The sequence below is a fragment of the Rummeliibacillus pycnus genome (assembly GCF_050459865.1).
GTDB classification, from domain to species: Bacteria; Bacillota; Bacilli; order Bacillales_A; family Planococcaceae; genus Rummeliibacillus; species Rummeliibacillus pycnus_B.
Genome location: NZ_JBCMNM010000026.1, coordinates 49,944 through 71,754, shown reverse-complemented (window position 1 = coordinate 71,754; position 21,811 = coordinate 49,944). Strand labels below are relative to the sequence as shown.

Here is a 21,811-nt window from a genome sequence, read left to right as displayed (position 1 = left end):
GCGGTGGCTTAATGCTTTTCTTATTATGAACGTCAAACCTCATCTTTGGCAAGTACCTGAATCTTTTTCATGGCACCTGGTTCGACTGCTTCAACGGCGGTTGCGGCATATTCAAGGGCTTTTGTATAACGCATATCACGGAATGCGTCTTCTGCCTCTAAAAGCCGTTGATGCATTGCAGGGTTTGTATTTCTGTAACGATTACCATATTGAATAATTCGTTCAATTAATTGTACATTTTCTAGCATTTCAATTGCTGTGTTATGTACATCTTCTATGCATTTTTCTGCAATTTCAAGATTTTTGTAAACGGTATCCATATTTAATGGTATTTCTTGAAGATTATTGACCACAACGAATATTCTCTCCGCTGCTTCTTCTAAGCGTGCATCCATTTCTTCAGGTATACCAGGTAAATTGGCTTTATGTAGCATACGTTCTGTATCGTGAAGTAATTTTTTCAAATTATCTAAGGTTGCTCTTGCTTTATTTTCATCTATACGTAAGCTTTTCATGCGATCCGCGAATTGTTCTTGTTCTTCAAACAATTGCTCAATGGATCCTTTTAATTCTTTTAATACTTCTTCCATACTCGAATATGCAGATTTTTCTTCTTGTACCTCAACTGCTAATAATTCATAACGTTGACGCATAGAAAGTAGTTGTTGCTTACAACTTGCTGGTACTTCTGCTTCTTTTTCTGAAAGACGATAGCTTTTTTGTACATCAGTTGCTTCTTTAGCAGTTTTTTCTGTTGCTTCGATGGCAAAATCAAGTTGTTCACCTACTGCTACAAAATGATCATCAACAAATTTTTTGCCGATTACTTCTTTTTCTAATGCATCGTAGAATGATTCGATTTCATCCTTTATTTCGTTTACACGATGTTGCACTAAAGAAATATCTAACTCAGCTATTTTTTGTTTAAACTCAACTAAACTTTCTTCTATTTGATCTAGCTTTTCTAAAATTTCAAGATGGACCAGAAAATAAGATTGAGCTTCCATTTCACGGTGGCCATTTCGAATTTCGTGAATATCTGAAGGGATTTTATGTTGAATTTCCGTTAATAGCGTTGGAATTTCATTGATAAGTTTGAAAATATTTTGTCCTTCATCGTTTAGATTCACAACTATTTCTCTTGCTTTTAAATAGTTTCCAGAATCAGTCAACTGATCATATTCCTCAAATTGAGGGTTAAATGTTTCCAATCGTTTTTCTAATGGTTCTGCCGCTGGTCCATAAGAATATTGGTGAGCCAATAACGTTTTACGAGCCGAACGATATTGTTCTTTCAGTTGTTCAATTTCAATTCGATTCTTTTCTTCACTACCGATTAATTCATCTAATTCTTTTAAAATTTTTACCATTTCATGATCATACTCTGCAATTAGAGATTCAATTTCTCTTTCAATCTCTGTAGCTTTACCAAAATTAAATTTATCTACTTGTTCTTCTGCATCAAATAAAAGGACGTCAATTTTTGGCATTTCAATATCCATTAACTCTGTCCATTTATTTCGCCAACGTTCAAACATTTCTTCAGTTTGACCATTCATATTCAATGACTTAACTTTCATCAATTCTTCTAACACTGGCTTATTTTGAATTTGTAGCTTCTTTTGGTCAAGTCTTTGAATTTCATTTTTATGTTTTTTTCGAAAAACAAAAACAATTGCTATAATTACACATAGTACGATGATGATAGGAATGATATACTTCATCGTAAGCCTCCTGTCACAAAATCAGTTTTTCAGCTTCTAGTTAAAATTAATAGTACCATGTTTTAGGGTATTTTGTTTACCTTTATGAGAGATTTATCTAAAAATTATCTACTATTTAATCAAATTTTAAGAAATTGGAGGGATTTTTGTTGAAACGTGACGGTCATATTCATACCCCGTATTGTCCACATGGCACTAAAGACTCTTTAGAAAATTATATCAATAAAGCTATTAAATTAGGATTCCAAGATATAACTTTTACTGAACATGCACCATTACCTACCAACTTTTCCGATCCAACGCCTGAAAAAGATAGTGGAATGGATCCTCATCTTTTAGTTGCTTATTTAGATGAACTAAATACATTAAAGGCACAATATAAAGAAGATATACATATCCGAATTGGTTTTGAAGTTGATTATATCGTTGGATATGAAATAGAAACGACTAGCTTTTTAAATCTTGTGGGTCCACAAATCGACGATGCCATTTTATCTGTTCATTTCTTAAAATATAACGATGAATATTCATGTATTGACTATTCTAGCGAATCCTTTTTGACATTTGCTAAAAAAGTTGGTTCTGTTCAAGCTGTTTATGATTTATATTATGCAACATTAAAAAAAGCCATTTTAGCTGACCTTGGTCAATATAAACCAAAACGAATCGGGCATCCAACACTTGTTCACAAATTCCAACTTGCTCATGGTGAACATATTGATGATGATGCCAACATTAAAGAAATACTTCAACTTATGGCAGAACGACATAATGAACTTGATGTTAATAGTGCTGGACTTGCAAAAAAATATTGTAAAGAGCCTTATCCACCTTTACCATATATTAATCATGCAAAATCATTAAATATCCCATTAGTTTTTGGGTCAGATGCTCATCAAGTTGAAGACCTTCATCAATATTACGATGAACTTTTTTAATTGAAGATTAAAACGGAGGTAATATCATGTTTCAAAAAACAAATTATAATGGTGATTTAACTGCACGATACAATTTATTGGCTAAACAATTAGATGCTTTACTTGAAGGGGAAATGGATACAATTTCGAATTTAAGTAATGCCTCAGCATTACTCAACCAATTTCTTGAGAATATCAATTGGTGTGGATTTTATTTAATGAAAAATAACGAATTATTATTAGGACCATTCCAAGGATTACCTGCATGTGTCCATATTCCTATTGGAAGAGGTGTATGCGGAACTGTTGCACAATCTGAACAGACACTTGTAGTTGAAGATGTAAATGCTTTTCCAGGACATATAGCTTGTGATAGTGCGTCTCAATCTGAAATTGTTGTACCAATCATTGTAGATAATGCACTTTACGGTGTACTTGATATCGATAGTCCAACTAAAAATCGTTTCACAAAAGAAGATCAAATCGGACTCGAACAATTTGTTGAAGTATTAACTAAACATATTCATCTATAATATATATCATGAATTCATATTAGAATGCGTAGACACCTCAATAATTAGTATAGAACCAGAAAATGGATGTCGGATAAGTGTATGCTCACTTTTCAGACATCCATTTTTATTTATTAAAACTTGAATTCGTTTAAGAGTTAACTGCGTTAAATAAACAATAGCGATTCTTCCCACTATTTTTTGCTTCATATAAGGCAATGTCTGCATTTTGGAATAATCCTTGATAAGTTATTCCTGAATTCTTTTCCCAAACTGCAATACCAGAAGATACAGTTACCGAAGGAGTGGTTACTTTAGGAATCATATGAATTATACGATTAACCATTTCAATTGTTATATCTAATTCTTTATTTGGTAGATAAATCGCCATTTCCTCTCCACCCCACCGTGCACATATACCTTCATTTTGTATATTTTGTTGCAAATGTTCTGCTATTGTTTTCAAAATATAGTCCCCAGTTTGGTGTCCAAATGTATCATTAATCTTTTTAAAATTATCAATATCACATAATATAAAAGTCCCGAAATCATCATCTTCCATTGAATTTTCAACATAGCGCTCTAAATATTTTCTTGCGTATAACTTTGTTAAATGGTCACTATCTACCATTTCTTGCAACTGTTCCCGTAATAGAATGTTAGAAATGGCTAAGGAAGAATGACGAATAATGGATTGCATTAACTTAAAACTATCAAATGAGAAATAATAAGGTTCATTATGCAATATAGCACAATATCCTTGTACATTTTCTCTAATAACGATAGGAACAACCATCATAGAATTGAATTTTACTTTTTGATCAACTAAATTCTCGAAATCTGCTACAAATAATGGATCTACAGAATTCTCAAAATGATTTGTAATATAGGTGTTATATAATTTTGCTTCATCCTCATAGAAAAATGATGAAGTTCCGTTCGCCTTTTGATACTCATTATTTTCAATTAACATAAAGCAAATTGCAGAAGGCGTAAATGATTTATTTAGTTGTTTGATAAGAAATGAGAGTATTTCTTCTTTGTTTAGTTTCATATTTAATCTCTGTGACGTTTCGTTAATCAACTGTAAATCAGACACTAGTCGATGAGACTGATGATAAAGTTTTGCATTTTCAAGTGCATTGCCAGAAGTTTGCGCTAAATGTTGGATGAACTTCTTTTCCCTCGAGCTAAATACATAATCAGCAGGAGCAAAGATTTGGAGTACACCATATATACCTTGTTTTCCTATAATAGGTGCATTTAATAGACGATGATTAATATCTGTTGCCTGTTCAATCGTCGTTTCACCTGATACAAATGCTTCGATCGTTGAAGGTCGTTCTAACAAATAATCAAAGACAAATACATCTTCAATATGTCTGCGATCTTGGTCATTCGATAAAATCAACTTCGAGTTGAAATTTGGAAAGATTCTTTTAACACCATGGATCATTGCTTCTAATATATGGTTGACATCCATTGTAGAATGAAATATCTCTGTCATTTCAAACAACTCACGATTTAGCTTTTTCTCAAAGGTATTTTTTCGATTACACTTAATCATATTAACCGTATCAGATAGAAGTTTTTCCAATTCCTCTACATAAGGGGTTTGTGCAAAAGCTTTCCATAATTTTGTTTCTTCTAGGACAAGTATCCCTGAAATTGAGCTATTATCCCTATGTAAAACAAGAACATCTCCTGCAAATTCAAAATTCCCTTTCAATGTTTCTACTAATAAATTTGGAGTTTGATGTCTATGCTCGAAATAAGGTGCAACAGACAAATAAGGAATTCCATTAGATAAGTAACATCCCTCACTGGAAGTTGTTAGTGGAAAAAGCATATCATGTTCAAAATTCAAAAATTCTACGTTTTCTATTTCAAACTCTTGGAATACTATCCCTTTAAATAGTTCCAAATACTCAATTGCGGCAATTGACTTTTCAGCACAATCCATCCACAAATCAAGCAGTTGACACTTAATATTTTGCATTATTTGTAGACTTTGCAATTTTCCATCACCTTTTCGATACAATATATAAATATTTATTACTATTTACATTATACACCAAATAAGCCTTTTACACTATTAACATTTCATGTTTTTTATTAAATTAACACAAAATACATTATAAATTACTATGAAATTTATTTACTATAAATAAAAAGCAATTTAACTTGACACTCCCTCTTCTAACAGATAAAATGTAGCTTGTGTAAAATAAACGCAGCGGTTGTATGGTTTTGTTGTTTCATTTTGTTCCTCTATTTTTTGTAGACGGGGTATAAGTAATTCGTCGGCTGCATGAACGAACATACATGAAAACAAAATGACTTCTAAGCTAAATACATCTGGTTTTTATTTTATACCAAATAAAAAACCAACAGGAGGGACTTCAAATGTCTCGTTATACAGGTCCATCTTGGAAACTATCTCGTCGTTTAGGTATTTCTTTAAGCGGTACTGGTAAAGAAATCGAAAAACGCCCATACGCTCCAGGACAACACGGCCCAACTCAACGTAAAAAATTATCTGAGTATGGTCAACAATTACAAGAAAAACAAAAACTTCGTCATATGTTTGGTATGAACGAACGCCAATTCCACAACTTATTCGTTAAAGCTGGTAAAATGAGTGGTGTTCATGGTGAAAACTTCATGATCCTTCTTGAAACTCGCTTAGACAACCTAGTTTACCGTCTTGGTTTAGCTCGCACTCGTCGTGCTGCTCGCCAATTAGTAAACCACGGTCATATCTTAGTTGATGGCAAACGCGTTGACATCCCTTCATACAGCGTAAAAGCAGGTCAAGTGATTTCTCTTCGTGAAAAATCTCAAAACCTTGCTATCGTTGAAGAAGCTATCGAAGTTAACAACTTTGTACCAGAATATCTTTCATTAGATGCTGACAAAAAAGAAGGTACTTTCGTACGTCTTCCAGAACGCAGCGAATTATCTGCTGAAATCAACGAAGCATTCATCGTCGAATACTACTCTCGTTAGTCTTCGAGTATTTCAAAAAGATATCTACAGAAGCCATGTATCCGTTATTTCAACGGTTACATGGCTTTTTTGCTTTGAATTATTACATATAATCACATTTCTACTTGAATCGGGTTTAATTTAAGACCGAGTAGGCATATCACTATTCCCTCGTCCTTAAATCTCATATGTTATTAATGATAGTAATCTTATTACAAAGGAGGTCATAAAATGACTAATCTAAATTGGGATTATTCAAACTGCGGCAGAACTGGCTGTGGAATGCAACCACATTATTTTCCTCCTAGAACTTTTCCTAGCCAATACGATCCACCACGTATCTCACCAACACAACAATTTGTAAGAACAAATCAATTCAACACAATCGTTCCACATATTCATCCTTCTCATACTACTACGGTCAACAAACACATGATTAATCACCAACACTATTTCCCACACACAGAGTCCGTGGTCAATGAACGCTACGAGAACCATACTATTTGTGGAATGCAGCATCATAAACGTTGTTGCTGCCCAAAACATCACAATCGATGGAGATAGGTGGATAATCTCTATTGATTAATCAATGAATTTCTTGCAATTAGAGCCCTCAATCCCTCTCCTATTACTTTCGAGCGGATCTATCCTGCCAGGCTACCCCTGCCTGGCTAGGCTTTTTTCTTTACATCAATACTCCCCACCAAATTTTCATTGCAGTTATGATTAAAAGTGCAGCAAAAATCCATTGAAGCTTTTGCACGGACAATTTTTTGCTTATACGAACACCAATTGGAGCACCAACTAAACCAGCAATTGCTAACCAAATAGCTAAATGATAGTCAATGCTATGGGTAAAAATTTTGCCAATAACTGTTCCAATAGATGATAAAAACGTGATGGCAAGTGAAGTTGCCATCGCTTCACGAGTAGGTATTTTAATCATTTGGATCATTAATGGAACGAATAGAAAGGCTCCACCTGCTCCAATCATTCCAGCTACAAACCCAACTGTAGTTCCTAATAAAATGGACAAAACAATTTTTTGTTTTTTAGGTATTTCCATATGATTACTATCTTTTTTAGGTAAGAACATTAAAACTACCGCAGCAATTGCTAATACACCATACAACATATTTAAATAGTGATCCGGAACAAATTTTGATACTGATCCACCTACAAAGCTACTAATCAATGCTGGTATCCCAATAGCCCATATTAGAATCGATTGTAGCTCTCCTCCTTTTTTATGTGTAATGACACCGCTTAAAGTCGAAAAGAAAACTTGAAATGATGTTAATCCAGAAATCTCTAATGGCGTAAAGCTTTCGAATCCTAGTAAAGGAGGAATAAATAAGAGTAAAGGATACATAACAATAGCTCCACCAACTCCTACTAAACCTGAAAAGAAGGAACCTATTAGGCCTAAAAGAATAAGTAATATAATTAAATTCAAATGAATCTCTCCTACATAATCAAGATACATTGCTCAAGTGACATAGTTTTTAAATTAAGCACTGTTAAATTTATTTTTGATCTTTGAAAAAAGTCAAATGTTTGGGTAAGACATTGAAAACATCTAACGAAACGTATACGTGTCTCCACTCCCTGTCTACTCGCAAATGAAAAATGACCAACCAACGAGCATCTTTATTCGCTAACGCTTTTTATTATAACTTAAATTGTTTCTAAACCCGATTATTAATAAGAAGACTGCAAGAAGTTTACATAGTCTACTTGTACAGCAGATAAATATGTCAACAATTTTTCTTTAACATCTCCTTAAATTAAAACGGAGTATGCTCTGTAATAGCATACTCCTCTTCTACATTCATTTTATTCTATAGGACCTTCCCATGCTAACATGCCGCCATCCATATTAACTACTTTATATCCTTGGTCTTCTAGAAACATTGTTGCCTGTGAACTGCGGCCACCTGAACGGCAAACCATAATATATTCAAGATTTTTATCTAATTCATTCATCCGGAATTCAAGTAATCCTAATGGAATATTTTGAGCAATACTAATTTTCCCTTCTGCTACTTCTTCCGGTTGACGAACATCGATGACATTAATTTCTTTTCCTTCATCAATCAGATTTAATACTTCCTTAGGCGTAATAGTTTTCATACTATATTATCTCCTCTTGTCTTTACGTGCACGTTCTCTTTATTTTTATCGGCTTTTCACTAATAGATCAACTGCTTCTTTAATGAGTGTTTCTTTATCTTTATCTTGTAGAAGTTGTTCATTAGACATACAGTGTACTAAATTAGTACTTACAATGAGACCAATTGTACGATCGATTGCTGATCGTGAAGCGGATAGTTGTGTAATGACATCTTTACAATCTTTTTCTTCATCAATCATTCGAATAACACCTTTTAATTGTCCTTCAATTCTTTTTAATCGATTGCGAATTTGATCGTTATATTCCATTTGCTTCACTCCTTTTATATATAACGTAGAACTCGTTACGATATTATACCCCTTAAGGTATCATGTCAAGGAAATTGAATAAAAACAAAACACTTGAAATCTAATACCCCTGGTAGTATATTAAAAATATACCTAACAGGGTATACAAAAGGAAAGTAATGAATTTTAGAATCTACTATTAATTCTAGATTATTAATCATTTACAAAGGAGAAAAATTGATGGAATTAGATGTAACGATCTATTCAACTACTAACTGTGGTTATTGTGAATTGATGAAAAATTTTTTGCAAGAACAAAAGATAAAATATGATGTCATTAATATTCATCATAATCCTGATATGGCTCAGTTCTTAATGCAACAAACAGGTCGCCTTGGTGCGCCTCAAACATCGATTAACGGTGAATGGGTGCTGGGATATGATCCAAATACAGCTATGAAAATTATTGAAAAATATAAACACTTCTCAACAATGAATGGAGACTAAAACTATGGAATGGATACTTATATTACTTGTTGTTGTTATCTTTTTCTACTTCCGTACGAAAACAGCAAAAGGCGTACAAAATATTTCTACACAGGATTTAAAAGAATTGCTATCAAAAAAGAATATACAATTCATCGATGTGCGCACACCTGGCGAATTTAAAGCGCGCCATATCCCAGAATTTAAAAATATCCCGCTTGACCAACTACCTGGCAAATTAAGCACATTAAACAGTGGGAAAGATGTCGTTGTTATTTGTCAGAGCGGTATGCGTAGTTCTCGGGCAGCAGGTATTTTAGCAAAATCAGGCTTCCAACAGGTTTATAATGTTAAAGGCGGCATGAGTCGTTGGTCATAATTTTCAAATCCATTAGTTATGTTATAATGACGCATAACTAATGGATTTTTGTTTGAGAGGAGCGTAGCTAATGAAACTAATATCTATTTGTCCAAGTAACACTGAAATTTTGGCTTATTTAGGTTTGGAAAATGACCTTATTGCTGTTGACGACTTCTCTGATTGGCCTTCTGGTGTGGCAGATTTACCTAAATTAGGTCCAGATTTATCAATCGATATGGATATCCTTGAAAAAATGGAACCCGAATTAGTATTAGCCTCATTAAGTGTTCCAGGGATGGAGAAAAATGTAGCTGAACTCGAACGACGAGGCATTCCACATCTTGTATTAAATCCTAATAGTCTAGCAGAAATCGCCAATGATTTGAGAGTTGTGGCACAAGCCTGTCATATTCCAGACCTAGGTATAGATAGGGCTTCTCAGTTTGAAGATTTTATCAATCAGATGCGATCGATTGCAAAAAGCTGCACTTCATTTCCGTCTTGTTATTGGGAATGGTGGCCTAATCCAATCTTCACCCCCGGAAATGTAAATTGGCTGACTGAAATTAGTGAGATTGCTGGGGGTTATAATCTCTTTCGCGATGTAGAACTTGCTAGTGTACAAACAGATTGGGAGGACGTTCGTTTACGTAATCCCGATTATATTTTCCTTGCATGGGTTGGGGTGCCTTATAATAGAATTAAGCCTTCTCTTATTATGAAAAGACCAGATTGGCCAGAACTTTCTGCAATAAGCGAAGAACGCACTCATGTTATGGAAGAATGGCTTTATTGCAGACCATCACCTCGTTTGTTAGAAGGGGCATTGAAATTAGCGAAGATCCTACATCCTGAAGAATATAGTAAATTAGAACTTCCTAACTGGGTTAGTGATAAATAGGGTGAGCGAAAAATAACTGTTCTTTTATTATTAGATGATAAATATAAAAAACGCCTATTCCTGATTGTGAACAGGATAGGCGTTTTTTCGTTTGTCGTTAAATGGTCATCATATTTCTGAGAGTAGAATCCTTAACAAGGTTAACCTAACTATATTTAGGCTACTCAAATTTGGATATGTACTACCCAGTCCAAAAATTAATTAAATTTTACCATATGGTATTTCTTTTTACCTCTACGGATAATTGCGAAAGCATCTTCCATACGGTCTTTTGCCTCGATTACATATTCAAGTTCTTTTACCTTTTCTCCGTTGACTGAAATCGCACCGTTTGTAACATCTTCACGTGCTTGTCGTTTTGATGATGAAATATTAGCTTCTACCAATAGATCCACGATATTTTTGTCTTCTTTTGCCACTTCTACAGATGGAACACCTGAGAAAGCAACTTTCATTTCGTCTACTGAAAGTGATTTTAGGTCACCAGAGAATAGTGCAGCAGTAATACGTAGCGCTTGGTCTAACCCTTTTTCACCATGAATAAGTTTTGTCATTTCAGCAGCTAATGTTTTTTGAGCTTCACGTAAATGTGGCTCAGTTTCTACTTTCTCTTCCAAAGCTTCAATTTCAGGGCGACTTAAGAATGTGAAGATTTTCAAGTATTTCGCAACATCTGCATCAGCAGTGTTTAACCAGAATTGATAGAACTCATATGGTGATGTTTTTTCAGGATCTAACCAAACTGCGCCCCCAGCTGTTTTACCGAATTTTGTACCATCGGATTTTGTAACTAATGGGATTGTAATACCAAATGCTTTTGCATTTTCATCATGTGTTTTACGGATAACTTCAAGACCTGTAGTAATGTTCCCCCATTGGTCAGAACCACCTACTTGAATACGTACATTGTAGTTATCGTATAAATGATTGAAATCAATACCTTGGATTAATGTGTATGTGAATTCAGTAAAAGATAAACCTGTTTCTAAGCGAGATGAAATAGTATCTTTGTTTAACATGTAGTTAATATTGATTAGTTTACCGTAGTCGCGTAATAATTCGATTGCACTTAGTTTTCCTACCCAATCATAGTTATTCACTAAATGCGCACCATTTTGGTCACCAGAGAAATCGAAAATGCGTTCAAGTTGTTTTTTGATACCTGCAACATTATGGTCGATTTGTTCTGCAGTAAGTAGGTTACGTTCAGTTGAGCGACCTGATGGGTCACCAATCATACCTGTTGCACCCCCTACTAACAAAATAGGACGGTGACCAGATTGTTGGAAACGACGTAAAGTTAACATTGGCACAATATGACCAATATGCATGGAATCTGCAGTTGGGTCAACACCAACGTATAGTGAAACTTTCTCTTCATTTAATAATTTTTCCATACCTTCAGCGTCCGTTTGTTGGTATAGCAAACCACGCCATTTTAAATCTTCAATTAGTGCATTTGTCATAATTTTTCCTCCTAAAAAATTTTTCCGGCTTCATCTGCTAGACCCTCGTTGATGCACAGGATATCGCAAACCTAGGTTTTCTTTTCTAAATCAGTCCCTCGGTCGAAAGGTTATTAAGATGCTTTCGATTCAGGCCTTCCAATACACTTTGGATCTGATTGAGCCACTTCAGACAAAAATAAAAACGCCCCTGCAAACAGTATGCAGGGACGTTAATTACAAATTTAACGCGGTACCACCCAGCTTGAAGAATAGAATATTCTCCCGCTTCATTCGCTTTATCGCAGCGGCTACGCTCTCGCTCCAAATGTGTAATTCGCGTCCATACTATGACTAGCTTACACCAACCGCTAGCTCTCTAAACAGGGAATATGTTCACTACTGCGCATTCTTCAATGCCAGAAACTATTATGACTATTGTACTTCATTTTGAATAGTTGTCAATAAGTATTATTATTGTGGTTTTGTATTATGGTATAATAGACAATATTTTAGAAGGTTGTTAGTATCCGCACTGTTTTTATTTGATCTACAAGCAAATACTGCTGTCTTGAATTAAAACAAGCTAAAAAGAGGATAATATCCCACATAAAAAGAATAAAAACTACAAAAGAAGGGTAAGTTTTAAACATATATCTATTCTATTTTTTAATAGCTATGATGATTGTTTGTTACATACTCAATATTGGATGATTATTCTACTTAGCAGCGAACTACATGAATAACCTTATACTCCATGATCTTGACCAACTAAGATATCGCATGCTACTAGTCTTTAGTAGCCACATAGAAATAGACCATTGGCGGATGCAACAATGGCTATTTCCTCGAAAACTTATAAAGGAGGTAGGCCAATTGTCAAGAGCGCACCATCCTATCTTTATTACTTTATTGTAGAGATATAGATTTTTGACAATGGTCGTGTGTGATCGAAAAGATGAAAGAATGGATAGCCAATATAAATCAAAAGCTCGATGAGTTATCACGAACAACAGGGATGAAATATTTTCGCATTACATCTAGTGTTATTTGGAATTTAATTTTAATTTTCATCATCTTTGTTGCAATGGGTACTATATTTGTCGGCTCGATTGGTGCTGGTTACTTCGCTTCACTCGTAAAGGATGAACCATTACGATCAAGTGATGAAATGCGAAGTGCGATTTTCAATTACGATGAAACCAGTACACTCTATTTTGCTAGCAATAAGTTTCTAGGTAAAATGCGGACCGACCTTGAACGACAAGAAACGACCTTGGATAAGATTTCACCAAATGTTATAAATGCCGTAATAGCTACAGAGGATGAATATTTCTACAAGCATAATGGGATTGTTCCAAAGGCGGTATTACGTGGTGTTTTACAAGATGTGAGTAACTCAAACACACAAACAGGTGGATCCACATTAACACAGCAATTGATTAAAAACCAAATCTTAACCAATGAGGTTTCTTATGAACGTAAAGCAAAAGAATTACTTTTAGCAATGCGTTTGGAACACTTTATGTCGAAGGATGAGATATTAGAGGCTTATTTAAATGTCATTCCATATGGTAGAAATTCTAGTGGTCGTAACATTGCAGGAGTTGAGACTGCTGCCGAAGGGATTTTTAACAAGAGCGCTAAGGATTTAAACTTAGCACAAGCTGCATACATCGCAGGGATTCCTCAATCTCCATTTGCATATACACCTTTTACACAAAAAGGTGTGCTAAAGGACAAAGAGAGTCTTCAACTAGGTGTTAACCGGATGAAAACGGTTTTATATCGAATGCATGAAACAGGTTATATCACAGATCAACAATATAAAAAAGCATTAAAATATAATATTATAAAAGACTTCCGTAAACCAGAAGTTCGTCCTGAAGAAAAATATCCATATGTAACATACGAAATTGAAAATCGAGCAAAAGATATTATGGCTGAGATTTTAGCGAAAAAAGATGGTATCGATACGGATCGATTAAAAAATGAAAAGAAACTTAAAGATAAATATACAATCTTAGCTGACCGCGAATTACGTTCTAAAGGGTATAAAATTTACTCAACAATTGATAAGAAAATGTATGATGCAATGCAAAAGGTAAAAGACAATTTCCCTTATTACGGTACTACCTTTACTAGAGAAGTAACTGATCCTGAGACGGGAAAGGTAAGCACTGTTGATGATCCAGTTCAAACTGGTAGTATTGTAATTGAAAACAAAACCGGTAAAATTTTAAGTTTTGTCGGCGGTCGTGATCATGACTTAGTAGAAGTGAATCATGCAACACAAGCTGAACGTTCTAATGGTTCTACTATGAAACCATTACTTGTATATGCACCAGCTATTGAATATGGTGTCATTGGTGCAGGTAGTCCCGTAGCAGACGTGAAATTTAGTATACCTGGGTGGTCTCCATCTAACTATACTGAAACAGATGAGCGAGGTTTGATTTCAGCTCGTGAAGCATTAAAGGATTCACAAAACTTGCCAGCTATTCGTTTATATGCTCAAATCATCAATCGTCGACCAGCAAACTTACTAGTTAAGAATGGTTTTACAAGCTTAACTCCAGATGATTACACCAACTACGCTACATCAATTGGCGCATTACAGAATGGTGTTACTGTAGAAGAAAACACTAATGCATACGCAACGTTCGCTAATGGTGGCAAATTCGTCGATGCCTATATGATTTCTAAAATAGTTGACAGTAAAGGCAACGTAGTTTACAAACACAAGTCAAAAGCAAAACAAGTCTATAGTAAACAAACAGCATATATTACGACTGATATGCTTCGAGATGTATTAAAGCAAGGTACAGGAACAACAGCCAATAGTAATTTAAAATTCCGTGCGGATTTTGCTGCTAAAACCGGTACTTCTCAACTATATAATGATGTATGGTTTGTAGGCTACAATCCCGATATTTCTTTAGGGGTTTGGATGGGGTACGATCAACCCAAAACGTTGTATCAAGCAAATGGTGTTTATGGTCAGCCAAGTACGCGTATTAACTTAATGTGGGCACGTTTGATGAATGCTGTTTATGATACAAATCCGAAATTGGCAACTGCAAATGGTAAAACCTTTAAGCAACCACCTGGTGTTGTTAGCCAAACATTCTGTGGAATTACAGGTCACGCTTATACAGCTGCATGTGCTGGAAATGCACGAACAGATTTGTTTAATGCAAATGTCATGCTTCCAGGTCCTGAAACAGCATTCTCCGGTGGTGGTTTAACAGATGCGTTTAAGCAAAGTATGCTAAGTCCATTTGGTGGGGATTATTCAAAACTATTTGGAGCTAAAGAAAAAGAAGAAAAAGAAAAACAAAAAGAAAAAGAAAAAGAAAAACAAAAACAAAAGGAAAAAGATAAGAAAAAAGAGGAATCAAAAAATAATTCCGGAAATAGTTCAGGAAATCAGAACACCAACAACAATTCGAATAATTCCAATGGCTCAAACGGCTCAAATAATTCGAATAATAATGCCGGAAATTCAAATTCAGGTAATTCGAACAACAATAATTCGAATGGCTCAGGCAATTCAAATAACTCGGGTAACTCAGGTAATTCGGGTAATTCTGGTACTGGTGGATCCAATAACGGAGAACCAGGAAATGGTAATGATTCTGAATCAAACAGTGAATAATATAAAATAAAACAGGACGAATTATTACTATTCGTTAAAGACAACACATATTAAAAGAACAATTAAGACTGAACTAATTATTTCTGAATTAGTTCAGTCTTTTTTTGATAGATAATTGGTTTAATTCTCCCAACTACTCGAACGAATTGAAAAAGAAAAAAGGCAGCAAAAAAGACATCTCAACAGTCTCCCCAAACTTTGAGATGCCCCTTTATACTAAGACATTAAATCAATATGTCTATTTGTTATATTTGAAAATATACCCCTTTATTTGAACTTTTCTCTCTACATCCCTATATCATAAGTTCAACATTAAGTTCTTGCTTTGTTTTCTAATCTTCCATTGTAGATAAATCACCGGTTGGGAGATCAAGTTCCCATGCCTTTAGAACACGTCGCATAATTTTTCCGCTTCGTGTTTTAGGTAATTTATCTTTAAATTCAATCTCGCGAGGTGCTGCATGTGCTGCCAAACCAGTTTTCACAAATTGTTTAATTTCATCTTCAAGTTCAGCAGATGGTTTAACCCCTTCTTTTAAAGAAATAAATGCTTTAATAATTTCTCCTCGCACAGGATCTGGTTTACCAATTACCCCAGCTTCAACGATTAGCGGATGTTCTAGGAGCTTACTTTCAACTTCGAATGGGCCAACTCGCTCACCTGATGTCATGATTACATCATCGATTCGCCCTTGGAACCAAAAATAACCATCGTCATCCATATATGCAGAATCACCCGATACATACCACTCCCCTGTTAAAAAGTAGGATTGATAACGCTCAGGATTATTCCAAATTTGACGCATCATTGATGGCCATCCTTTTTTAAATGCTAAATTCCCCATTGTAAATGGTGGTAGCTCATTTCCTTGGTCGTCAACAATTGCTGCCTTAATACCTGGAATTGGTTTACCCATAGAACCTGGTTTAATTTCCAAACAAGGATAGTTACAAATCATTTGGGCACCTGTTTCAGTCATCCACCATGTATCATGAATACGATGTTGAAGTACTTGATTTCCCCATTTAACTACTTCTGGATTTAGCGGTTCACCCACAGATAATACATGACGTAAAGCAGATAAATCATAGTCTTTAAGAATATCATTCCCTGCACCCATTAACATACGAAAAGCAGTAGGCGCACTATACCAAACCGTCACACCATAATCTTGTAATGCCTTATACCATGATTGTGGTGAGAAGCGACCACCTATCACTACAACTGTTGTTCCGGTTAACCATGGACCAAAAATGCCATACGCTGTTCCAGTAACCCATCCTGGATCTGCGGTACACCAATAAATATCATCTTCTTTTAAATCAAGCACCCATTTAGCAGTTTGAAATTGTTGAAGCATTGCATTGTGCACATGCAATACGCCTTTAGGTTTTCCAGTTGAACCAGATGTATAATGTAATACCATACCATCTTCTCTATTAACCCATTCAATTTCAGTTTCATATTCAGCCTCAATTAAAAGTTTTTGAAGATCCTTAATTTGTTCAGTTTCTTCAATGTTTTCACCTACAAGAAATACTGTCTTAAGAAGAGGGAGACGATCTAGTGGCACTCGTTTTAATAATGATGGTGTTGTTACTAATGCACTTGCTCCGCTATCACTTAATCGATCATATACTGCCCCCTCCATAAAAGCCTCAAAGAGCGGCCCTACAATAATCCCCTTTTTAATACTACCTAAAATTGAAAAATATAATTCTGGCGAACGTGGCATAAAGACAAATAGACGATCCCCTTTTTCTAAACCTGCTTGTTGAAATACATTTGCAGCCTTATTGGTCCATTTCTTAACGTCTTGAAAAGTATAAGATTCTTTTCTCGTCCCATCTTCAAAGTAAAGTGCAACTTTGTTGTGTAGTTCGGATTCAGCGTGGCGATCTACGGCTTCATATGCCATATTAACTCGACCAGTACTTGACCAACTAAAGGCTTGTTCTGTCTCCTTCCAATCAAAGGTTGCTTTTACTTCATCATAGTCATGTAATTGATATTCACCTTTTGTTACCACTAACGGTTCAATCCTCAATATCAATACCCCCTTATTTCAACTATTACCATCTATTATATAACAGTTAATATCTATTGTATAACAAAAATTAATAGATAATTTAATAATTTTATAGAATAATATAAATACACATAAATTTCTCATTTAGGAGATTTTTTTCTACTTCGCTCATGTATAATAAATTAAAAATGGATGAGGAGGTGAATGAATGGAACATCATCGAACATATTATTCAAAAAAGTTAGAATCTCCCCTCGGAACAATTATAGTGGAAGGCCCTGTTGCAACCGAAAGTCTTCAAAAGCTCAAATTTCATGACGGATTGACAGCTTTTCGTATACCAGAACAACAATTTTCCGCTATTGTAGAGATTTCAAAACTACCTGAGGGACGAATGATTATTGCTCGATTGGATCAGACAATTATTGCTTATGCTACTTTTCTTTATCCAGATCCTCTGGAACGTTGGTCAGAGGGGAAGATGGATAACTTAATAGAATTAGGCGCTATCGAAGTAGCACATGAATTCCGTGGAACTGGAGTGGGAAAAAGTATACTCCAAGTATCAATGATGGATGATGCGATGGAAGATTACATTGTGATCACAACAGAATATTACTGGCATTGGGATCTAAAAAGAACGGGTCTTAATGTGTGGGAATACCGTAAAGTAATGGAGAAAATGATGCAAGCTGGTGGTTTGGAAGTAGCCGCAACGGATGATCCTGAGATTTCCTCTCATCCCGCTAACTGTTTAATGGTAAGAATCGGCAGGCGAGTCGATCAAGATTCAATTGAAAAGTTTGATCAATTACGTTTTATGAATCGTTATATGTACTGATGATTAAAGAAGGGGTGATATGATGTTAGTTGAAGAAATAATGAATACCAATGTTATTACATTGCAGCCATCTCATACGATAAAAGATGCTGTCAAAATTATGAAAGAACATAAAATTCGACATTTACCAATAACTGATAATCATAACAAATTAGTGGGACTTATTACAGAAAGAGATCTGAAAAACGCACTCCCTTCCTCTCTTTTAAAAAATAAAGATGAGAGGGTATACGAACAAACATTAGAAACCGTGATGATTTCCCAACCAATTGTAGGACATCCACTTGATTTTATCGAAGAAGTAGCATTGATTTTATATGAACACCGGATTGGTTGCATGCCTATCGTAAGCGGAGGGGAGTTAGTCGGTATAATTACAGGAACCGATTTATTGTACGCATACATTGAAATTACAGGTGCCACAAAACCTAGTTCTCAAATTGAGATCCGCGTTAGCGATAAAATTGGTACACTTCATGAAATTACCCAAATTTTCACAAACCATCATGCAAGTATTTTAAGTGTGTTAGTTTATCCTGATAAACAAGATGAGAAACAAAAAATTCTATCAATTCGTGTAACAATCATGAATCCTCTATCAATCATTGATGATTTACGCAAGGAAGGATTTGATGTGCTATGGCCAAATATGCCGGGCATCAATCGCCAATAAAAAAAGCGATTTTTGTTTATTCTGCAGATCAATTAGACTATAAATTTTCTGATACTCATCCTTTTAACCAAAAAAGACTTCAATTAACAATAGACCTTCTAACAAGTATTAATGCACTAGACGAAGCGGATATTGTAAAGCCAAGGACAGCTACCTTAGAAGAGCTACTTTTGGGGCATGATCTTCGTTACATAGAAGCTGTTAAATTAGCAGGTCATGGAGAACTGACAGGCAAACAGGGCGAGGCTTTTGGAATTGGAACTGAAGATACTCCAATCTTCCCCAATATGCATGAAGCGAGTGCAATGATTGTTGGTGGTACACTTACAGCTTGTGACTATGTCATGCAAGGCAAATCACAGCACGCATTGAACCTTGGGGGAGGTCTTCATCATGGTTTCAAAGGTCGAGCTTCAGGTTTTTGTATTTATAATGATAGTACTGTAGCGATTAAATATATGCAGAAGAAATATAACGCACGGGTTCTATATATTGATACAGATGCACATCATGGTGATGGTGTACAATGGAGTTTTTATGATGACCCAAATGTTTGCACTGTATCGATTCATGAAACAGGTCGATATCTATTTCCAGGTACAGGAGCTGTTACTGAAAGAGGTAGTGGACAAGGCTATGGAACATCTTTTAATTTTCCAATTGATGCATTCACAGAAGATGAATCATTTTTAGATGTCTATAGAACCGCCCTTCGTGAAATTACAGCTTTCTTTAAACCTGATGTCATCCTATCTCAAAATGGTGCAGATGCTCATTATTTTGATCCATTAACGCATCTTTATGGAACGATGAATATTTATAAAGAGATTCCCAAGCTTGCTCATGAACTTGCTCATGAATTTTGTGGTGGTAAATGGATTGCAGTTGGTGGCGGCGGTTATGATATTTGGAGAGTGGTACCTCGTGCATGGTCATTAATTTGGACAGAGATGACTGATCAGCCAGTACCAACAGGGAAACTTCCTGAAAATTGGATTGATAAATGGCAACAAGAAGCACCAGTGACACTCATTCCTACTTGGATGGATCCCGAAAAACTTTATGAGCCCATACCTCGAAAAGCTGAAATCACGGAAAAAAATCATCAAGTTCTCGAGAAAGCATTATATCAAATTCGATCAGAAAAAAGAGAATCGATTTAAGTACGACAACCAGACATTTATTTAAACTTATCATAAAGAAATGAATTTAAAAGGAGCAATTTTATGCTCAAACAAGCAACAATAAAGGAAGCTAATATTGCTGCAGATTTAGCATTACTTCTTTGGCCAAATAATTCTATAGAGAAATTTACAATTGATATGCGACAATATATTTCTTCTAAAGATGCAGCAATTTTTTTGGCTTTCTATAAGGATGAAGCGATTGGCTTTGCACAATGTCAATTACGAAATGATTATGTTGAAGGAACGGAATCTAATCCAGTAGGTTACTTAGAAGGACTTTTTGTTAAAGAATCATTTCGTCAGCAAGGCTATGCAAGATTACTAGTAACTCATTGTGAAGTATGGGCAAAACAAAAAGGATGTATGGAATTTGCAAGTGATTGCGAATTACATAACGAAGAAAGTCTAGTCATGCACTTAAAATTAGGATTTACAGAGGCAAATCGGATTATATGTTTTACTAAAAAACTTTAACCTCAATTTATACTGATAAGTGATATTTTAGTATAAAAATAAAATAGACTGATTCTTTCCCATTAGTAAATGGAAAATGAAACAGTCTTTTTTTTATTTTGTTGAATTTCTATCTTCTATACGATGTGGTAAAATAACATTTGCTTCATTTACATGTTCTTTGTTCATATATTTTGTTAGCAAACGCATTGAAACTGCACCAATATCATAAAGTGGTAGTACAACACTCGTTAGTTGCGGGCGTACCATACGCGCTAATTTTGTATTTTCAAAACTAATGACTTCATAATCTTCAGGAATTTTTTTACCCAAATCTTGTGCACCATGAATAATGCCGATTGCTAACTCATCACTACCTGCAAAAAATGCTGTAGGTGGTTCTGTAAGATTATTTAGAGTATTAAAGTCCTCTAGTCCACTATCATAAGAATCCTCAGAAGCAATTACTAAATTTTCATCTAATTCAATACCAGCTTCTTCTAATGCTTTTTTATAGCCCTCAAATTTATATTTCTTATTAATGGTAGATGTAAATGGTCCAGATACATAGGCTATTCGTTTATGACCATTATCGATAAATCGTTTAACTACTTCATATGCAGCATGTAAATAGTCTATATTCACTGAAGACACTGTCTTTGATTCATCAATAGAACCTGCCAAAACGATTGGAACTGGTGAGTGACTCATTTTGTTTTGTAATTCTTCATTTACTTGATCACTCATCATTACGATTCCATCTACTTGTTTTCCATACATATTGTCCAATAGTTGTAATTCTTTTTCTTCTCGTTGATCTGAATTTGAAAGAATGATGTTATAATGATACATTGTCGCAACATCTTCAATACCACGAGCTAATTCTGCATAGAAAATATTTGAAATGTCTGGAATAATAACGCCAACAGTTGTCGTTTTCTTACTTGCTAAGCCACGAGCGACCGCATTAGGTCTGTACTCTAATCGTGCAATAACATCGAGCACTTTTTTTCTTGTAGTTGGTTTAACGTTTGGATTTCCATTCACAACGCGAGAAACCGTTGCCATTGAAACATTTGCTTCTCGTGCAACATCATAAATTGTTACGGTCACTTGATGACACCCCTTTTCTTATCTTCTTTTAATGATACGATAAATTGGAAGCGATTTTCAAGAAAATAAAAGTGACGATTCTGGTAATTCGAATCGTCACC

General features: G+C 34.9%; 20 protein-coding genes and 1 other annotated feature. Of the genes, 12 read left to right on the top strand and 8 right to left on the bottom strand.

The genetic code is table 11. From position 1 onward, the window contains the following. Positions 1 to 32: 32 nt before the first annotated feature. Complete coding sequence (ezrA, locus tag ABE048_RS07315; RefSeq protein WP_430310253.1) at positions 33 to 1,724, bottom strand: septation ring formation regulator EzrA; 1,692 nt, start codon at positions 1,722 to 1,724, stop codon at positions 33 to 35. Positions 1,725 to 1,873: 149 nt separating this feature from the next. Here ezrA and hisJ point away from each other — a divergent pair, with 149 nt between their 5' ends. Together hisJ and ABE048_RS07305 are read left to right on the top strand one after the other, a co-directional pair. Further along, positions 1,874 to 2,662: a histidinol-phosphatase HisJ gene (gene hisJ / locus ABE048_RS07310; protein WP_430310252.1), complete on the top strand. Its 789-nt coding sequence runs from the start codon at positions 1,874 to 1,876 to the stop codon at positions 2,660 to 2,662. A gap of 26 nt (positions 2,663 to 2,688) precedes the next feature. Continuing rightward, positions 2,689 to 3,174 (top strand): GAF domain-containing protein, encoded by a 486-nt coding sequence (locus ABE048_RS07305; protein WP_430310251.1) that lies wholly within the window; start codon positions 2,689 to 2,691, stop codon positions 3,172 to 3,174. A 130-nt stretch (positions 3,175 to 3,304) separates the two neighbouring features. On the opposite strand, the gene ABE048_RS07300 is transcribed toward ABE048_RS07305, so the two are convergent. Further along, positions 3,305 to 5,170, bottom strand: a complete 1,866-nt coding sequence (locus tag ABE048_RS07300; protein WP_430310250.1) for a sensor domain-containing diguanylate cyclase — start codon at positions 5,168 to 5,170, stop codon at positions 3,305 to 3,307. Positions 5,171 to 5,559: 389 nt separating this feature from the next. On the opposite strand from ABE048_RS07300, the gene rpsD reads away from it, so the two are divergent. Then, positions 5,560 to 6,162 (top strand): 30S ribosomal protein S4, encoded by a 603-nt coding sequence (rpsD, locus tag ABE048_RS07295; RefSeq protein WP_430310249.1) that lies wholly within the window; start codon positions 5,560 to 5,562, stop codon positions 6,160 to 6,162. Positions 6,163 to 6,372: 210 nt separating this feature from the next. Next, complete coding sequence (locus ABE048_RS07290) at positions 6,373 to 6,705, top strand: CotD family spore coat protein (protein WP_430310248.1); 333 nt, start codon at positions 6,373 to 6,375, stop codon at positions 6,703 to 6,705. Between the two features lie 121 nt (positions 6,706 to 6,826). Here the strand turns inward: ABE048_RS07290 and ABE048_RS07285 are convergent, their stop codons facing one another. The 3 genes from ABE048_RS07285 to ABE048_RS07275 form a co-directional block, all read right to left on the bottom strand. Further along, positions 6,827 to 7,597, bottom strand: coding sequence for a sulfite exporter TauE/SafE family protein (locus ABE048_RS07285; RefSeq protein ID WP_430310247.1), 771 nt, complete (start codon positions 7,595 to 7,597; stop codon positions 6,827 to 6,829). A gap of 380 nt (positions 7,598 to 7,977) precedes the next feature. Beyond that, positions 7,978 to 8,274, bottom strand: a complete 297-nt coding sequence (locus tag ABE048_RS07280; RefSeq protein WP_430310245.1) for a rhodanese-like domain-containing protein — start codon at positions 8,272 to 8,274, stop codon at positions 7,978 to 7,980. Positions 8,275 to 8,319: 45 nt separating this feature from the next. Continuing rightward, a complete protein-coding gene (locus tag ABE048_RS07275) occupies positions 8,320 to 8,583 on the bottom strand; it encodes a metal-sensitive transcriptional regulator (protein ID WP_430310244.1) in 264 nt (87 codons plus the stop codon). 219 nt (positions 8,584 to 8,802) lie between these two features. On the opposite strand from ABE048_RS07275, the gene ABE048_RS07270 reads away from it, so the two are divergent. The 3 genes from ABE048_RS07270 to ABE048_RS07260 all read left to right on the top strand — a co-directional run bounded on the left by ABE048_RS07270 (position 8,803) and on the right by ABE048_RS07260 (position 10,310). Beyond that, positions 8,803 to 9,069: a glutaredoxin family protein gene (locus tag ABE048_RS07270; RefSeq protein WP_430310243.1), complete on the top strand. Its 267-nt coding sequence runs from the start codon at positions 8,803 to 8,805 to the stop codon at positions 9,067 to 9,069. 4 nt (positions 9,070 to 9,073) lie between these two features. Further along, positions 9,074 to 9,427, top strand: a complete 354-nt coding sequence (locus tag ABE048_RS07265) for a rhodanese-like domain-containing protein (protein WP_430310242.1) — start codon at positions 9,074 to 9,076, stop codon at positions 9,425 to 9,427. Positions 9,428 to 9,497: 70 nt separating this feature from the next. Then, positions 9,498 to 10,310, top strand: coding sequence for a cobalamin-binding protein (locus ABE048_RS07260; protein WP_430310241.1), 813 nt, complete (start codon positions 9,498 to 9,500; stop codon positions 10,308 to 10,310). Positions 10,311 to 10,507: 197 nt separating this feature from the next. Here ABE048_RS07260 and tyrS read toward each other — a convergent pair whose 3' ends face one another. Beyond that, positions 10,508 to 11,776 carry a tyrosine--tRNA ligase gene (tyrS, locus tag ABE048_RS07255; protein WP_430310240.1) on the bottom strand — a complete coding sequence of 423 codons (1,269 nt, stop codon included), beginning with the start codon at positions 11,774 to 11,776 and terminating at the stop codon, positions 10,508 to 10,510. A gap of 202 nt (positions 11,777 to 11,978) precedes the next feature. Then, positions 11,979 to 12,181: a binding site (T-box leader), on the bottom strand. Positions 12,182 to 12,713: 532 nt separating this feature from the next. Here tyrS and ABE048_RS07250 point away from each other — a divergent pair. After that, positions 12,714 to 15,413, top strand: a complete 2,700-nt coding sequence (locus ABE048_RS07250) for a transglycosylase domain-containing protein (protein WP_430310239.1) — start codon at positions 12,714 to 12,716, stop codon at positions 15,411 to 15,413. Positions 15,414 to 15,745: 332 nt separating this feature from the next. On the opposite strand, the gene acsA is transcribed toward ABE048_RS07250, so the two are convergent. After that, positions 15,746 to 17,464: an acetate--CoA ligase gene (acsA, locus tag ABE048_RS07245; RefSeq protein ID WP_430310339.1), complete on the bottom strand. Its 1,719-nt coding sequence runs from the start codon at positions 17,462 to 17,464 to the stop codon at positions 15,746 to 15,748. A 187-nt stretch (positions 17,465 to 17,651) separates the two neighbouring features. Here acsA and ABE048_RS07240 point away from each other — a divergent pair, with 187 nt between their 5' ends. From ABE048_RS07240 to aac(6'), 4 genes are all read left to right on the top strand, one after another. Further along, the gene (locus ABE048_RS07240; RefSeq protein ID WP_430310237.1) at positions 17,652 to 18,284 is read left to right on the top strand and encodes a GNAT family N-acetyltransferase; all 633 of its coding nucleotides are present in this window, start codon (positions 17,652 to 17,654) and stop codon (positions 18,282 to 18,284) included. A 22-nt stretch (positions 18,285 to 18,306) separates the two neighbouring features. Continuing rightward, positions 18,307 to 18,957 (top strand): acetoin utilization AcuB family protein, encoded by a 651-nt coding sequence (locus ABE048_RS07235; protein ID WP_430310236.1) that lies wholly within the window; start codon positions 18,307 to 18,309, stop codon positions 18,955 to 18,957. Further along, the gene (locus tag ABE048_RS07230) at positions 18,924 to 20,120 is read left to right on the top strand and encodes an acetoin utilization protein AcuC (RefSeq protein WP_430310235.1); all 1,197 of its coding nucleotides are present in this window, start codon (positions 18,924 to 18,926) and stop codon (positions 20,118 to 20,120) included. Before ABE048_RS07235 ends, ABE048_RS07230 begins: the two co-directional genes overlap by 34 nt. Before the next feature lie 63 nt (positions 20,121 to 20,183). Continuing rightward, a complete protein-coding gene (gene aac(6') / locus ABE048_RS07225) occupies positions 20,184 to 20,618 on the top strand; it encodes an aminoglycoside 6'-N-acetyltransferase (RefSeq protein WP_430310234.1) in 435 nt (144 codons plus the stop codon). 93 nt (positions 20,619 to 20,711) lie between these two features. Here the strand turns inward: aac(6') and ccpA are convergent, their stop codons facing one another. Continuing rightward, the gene (gene ccpA / locus ABE048_RS07220; protein WP_430310233.1) at positions 20,712 to 21,710 is read right to left on the bottom strand and encodes a catabolite control protein A; all 999 of its coding nucleotides are present in this window, start codon (positions 21,708 to 21,710) and stop codon (positions 20,712 to 20,714) included. Positions 21,711 to 21,811: the final 101 nt, after the last annotated feature.

What these genes read in the sequence shown, in the direction of transcription:
- ezrA (WP_430310253.1), bottom strand. Translation starts at nt 1,724, where the DNA reads ATGAAGTATATCATTCCTATCATCATCGTACTATGTGTAATTATAGCA.
- ABE048_RS07305 (WP_430310251.1), top strand. Translation starts at nt 2,689, where the DNA reads ATGTTTCAAAAAACAAATTATAATGGTGATTTAACTGCACGATACAAT.
- rpsD (WP_430310249.1), top strand. Translation starts at nt 5,560, where the DNA reads ATGTCTCGTTATACAGGTCCATCTTGGAAACTATCTCGTCGTTTAGGT.
- ABE048_RS07290 (WP_430310248.1), top strand. Translation starts at nt 6,373, where the DNA reads ATGACTAATCTAAATTGGGATTATTCAAACTGCGGCAGAACTGGCTGT.
- ABE048_RS07280 (WP_430310245.1), bottom strand. Translation starts at nt 8,274, where the DNA reads ATGAAAACTATTACGCCTAAGGAAGTATTAAATCTGATTGATGAAGGA.
- ABE048_RS07275 (WP_430310244.1), bottom strand. Translation starts at nt 8,583, where the DNA reads ATGGAATATAACGATCAAATTCGCAATCGATTAAAAAGAATTGAAGGA.
- ABE048_RS07270 (WP_430310243.1), top strand. Translation starts at nt 8,803, where the DNA reads ATGGAATTAGATGTAACGATCTATTCAACTACTAACTGTGGTTATTGT.
- ABE048_RS07265 (WP_430310242.1), top strand. Translation starts at nt 9,074, where the DNA reads ATGGAATGGATACTTATATTACTTGTTGTTGTTATCTTTTTCTACTTC.
- ABE048_RS07260 (WP_430310241.1), top strand. Translation starts at nt 9,498, where the DNA reads ATGAAACTAATATCTATTTGTCCAAGTAACACTGAAATTTTGGCTTAT.
- tyrS (WP_430310240.1), bottom strand. Translation starts at nt 11,776, where the DNA reads ATGACAAATGCACTAATTGAAGATTTAAAATGGCGTGGTTTGCTATAC.
- ABE048_RS07250 (WP_430310239.1), top strand. Translation starts at nt 12,714, where the DNA reads ATGAAAGAATGGATAGCCAATATAAATCAAAAGCTCGATGAGTTATCA.
- ABE048_RS07240 (WP_430310237.1), top strand. Translation starts at nt 17,652, where the DNA reads ATGGAACATCATCGAACATATTATTCAAAAAAGTTAGAATCTCCCCTC.
- ABE048_RS07235 (WP_430310236.1), top strand. Translation starts at nt 18,307, where the DNA reads ATGTTAGTTGAAGAAATAATGAATACCAATGTTATTACATTGCAGCCA.
- ABE048_RS07230 (WP_430310235.1), top strand. Translation starts at nt 18,924, where the DNA reads ATGGCCAAATATGCCGGGCATCAATCGCCAATAAAAAAAGCGATTTTT.